The organism is Paenisporosarcina sp. OV554 (assembly GCF_003058165.1).
Lineage (GTDB): Bacteria > Bacillota > Bacilli > Bacillales_A > Planococcaceae > Paenisporosarcina.
In genome coordinates, this window is the sequence record NZ_QBUC01000060.1 from 1 (window position 1) to 2,984 (window position 2,984).

Here is a 2,984-nt window from a genome sequence, read left to right on the forward strand (position 1 = left end):
TTGTTCACTCAAAACTGGATAAACGGGCCATTGAAAGCCATTCAAAATTGTGGTTAAGTCCTCGATCGATTAGTATTCGTCAGCTGCACACGTCGCCGCGCTTCCACCTCGAACCTATCTACCTCATCGTCTTTGAGGGATCTTACTTACTTGCGTAATGGGAAATCTCATCTTGAGGGGGGCTTCATGCTTAGATGCTTTCAGCACTTATCCCGGCCACACATAGCTACCCAGCGATGCTCTTGGCAGAACAACTGGTACACCAGCGGTGTGTCCATCCCGGTCCTCTCGTACTAAGGACAGCTCCTCTCAAATTTCCTACGCCCACGACGGATAGGGACCGAACTGTCTCACGACGTTCTGAACCCAGCTCGCGTACCGCTTTAATGGGCGAACAGCCCAACCCTTGGGACCGACTACAGCCCCAGGATGCGATGAGCCGACATCGAGGTGCCAAACCTCCCCGTCGATGTGGACTCTTGGGGGAGATAAGCCTGTTATCCCCGGGGTAGCTTTTATCCGTTGAGCGATGGCCCTTCCATGCGGAACCACCGGATCACTAAGCCCGTCTTTCGACCCTGCTCGACTTGTAGGTCTCGCAGTCAAGCTCCCTTCTGCCTTTACACTCTACGAATGATTTCCAACCATTCTGAGGGAACCTTTGGGCGCCTCCGTTACACTTTAGGAGGCGACCGCCCCAGTCAAACTGCCCGCCTGACACTGTCTCCTGCCCCGATAAGGGGCAAGGGTTAGAAGTTCAATACAACCAGGGTAGTATCCCACTGACGCCTCCACCGAAGCTGGCGCTCCGGTATCTCAGGCTCCTACCTATCCTGTACAAGTTGTACCAAAATTCAATATCAGGCTACAGTAAAGCTCCACGGGGTCTTTCCGTCCTGTCGCGGGTAACCTGCATCTTCACAGGTACTATAATTTCACCGAGTCTCTCGTTGAGACAGTGCCCAGATCGTTACGCCTTTCGTGCGGGTCGGAACTTACCCGACAAGGAATTTCGCTACCTTAGGACCGTTATAGTTACGGCCGCCGTTTACTGGGGCTTCAATTCGCACCTTCGCTTGCGCTAAGCACTCCTCTTAACCTTCCAGCACCGGGCAGGCGTCAGCCCCTATACGTCACCTTACGGTTTTGCAGAGACCTGTGTTTTTGCTAAACAGTCGCCTGGGCCTATTCACTGCGGCTCTCTCAGGCTTTAACACCCTAATAGAGCACCCCTTCTCCCGAAGTTACGGGGTCATTTTGCCGAGTTCCTTAACGAGAGTTCTCTCGCTCACCTTAGGATTCTCTCCTCGACTACCTGTGTCGGTTTGCGGTACGGGCACCTTCCACCTCGTTAGAGGCTTTTCTTGGCAGTGTGAAATCAGGAACTCCAGACCTAATGGTCCTTGTCATCACAGCTCAACGTTATAGAAACGGGATTTGCCTCGTTTCACGCCTCACTGCTTGAACGCGCATAACCAACAGCGCGCTTACCCTATCCTTCTGCGTCCCCCCATTACTCAAACGGTGGAGTGGTGGTACAGGAATATCAACCTGTTGTCCATCGTCTACGCCTATCGGCCTCGACTTAGGTCCCGACTAACCCTGAGCGGACGAGCCTACCTCAGGAAACCTTAGTCATTCGGTGGACGGGATTCTCACCCGTCTTTCGTTACTCATACCGGCATTCTCACTTCTAAGCGCTCCACCAGTCCTTACGGTCTAGCTTCAACGCCCTTAGAACGCTCTCCTACCACGGATTCCCGAAGGAATCCATCCACAGCTTCGGTGAATTGTTTAGCCCCGATACATTTTCGGCGCAGCGTCACTCGACCAGTGAGCTATTACGCACTCTTTAAATGATGGCTGCTTCTAAGCCAACATCCTGGTTGTCTAAGCAACGCCACATCCTTTTCCACTTAACAATTACTTTGGGACCTTAGCTGGTGGTCTGGGCTGTTTCCCTCTTGACTACGGATCTTATCACTCGCAGTCTGACTCCCAATTATAAATCTCTGGCATTCGGAGTTTGTCTGAATTCGGTAACCCGGGATGGGCCCCTAGTCCAAACAGTGCTCTACCTCCAGGATTCTCAAAATTGAGGCTAGCCCTAAAGCTATTTCGGAGAGAACCAGCTATCTCCAGGTTCGATTGGAATTTCTCCGCTACCCACACCTCATCCCCGCACTTTTCAACGTGCGTGGGTTCGGGCCTCCAGTAAGTGTTACCTTACCTTCACCCTGGACATGGGTAGATCACCTGGTTTCGGGTCTACAACTACATACTCTATCGCCCTATTCAGACTCGCTTTCGCTGCGGCTCCGCCTTCTCAGCTTAACCTTGCATGCAATCGTAACTCGCCGGTTCATTCTACAAAAGGCACGCTATCACCCATTAACGGGCTCTAACTACTTGTAGGCACACGGTTTCAGGATCTATTTCACTCCCCTTCCGGGGTGCTTTTCACCTTTCCCTCACGGTACTGGTTCACTATCGGTCACTAGGGAGTATTTAGCCTTGGGAGATGGTCCTCCCAGATTCCGACGGAATTTCACGTGTTCCGCCGTACTCAGGATCCACTCAGGAGAGAACGAACTTTCGACTACAGGGCTTTTACCTGCTGCGGCGGACCTTTCCAGATCGCTTCGTCTAACTCGTTCCTTTGTAACTCCGTATTGAGTGTCCTACAACCCCAAGAAGCAAGCTTCTTGGTTTGGGCTCTTCCCGTTTCGCTCGCCGCTACTCAGGGAATCGATTTTTCTTTCTCTTCCTCCAGGTACTTAGATGTTTCAGTTCCCTGGGTGTGCCACGGATACGCTATGTATTCACGTAAACGTACTGCTCGATTAAAAACAGTGGGTTTCCCCATTCGGAAATCTCCGGATCAAAGCTTACTTACAGCTCCCCGAAGCATATCGGTGTTAGTACCGTCCTTCATCGGCTCCTAGTGCCAAGGCATTCACCGTGCGCCCTTATTAACTTAACCG

1 rRNA gene is annotated in these 2,984 nt (G+C 51.9%); it reads right to left on the reverse strand.

Annotated elements, in window-relative coordinates:
- Positions 1 to 49 precede the first annotated feature (49 nt).
- Positions 50 to 2,983, reverse strand: a 23S ribosomal RNA gene (locus tag C8K15_RS19805).
- Position 2,984: the final 1 nt, after the last annotated feature.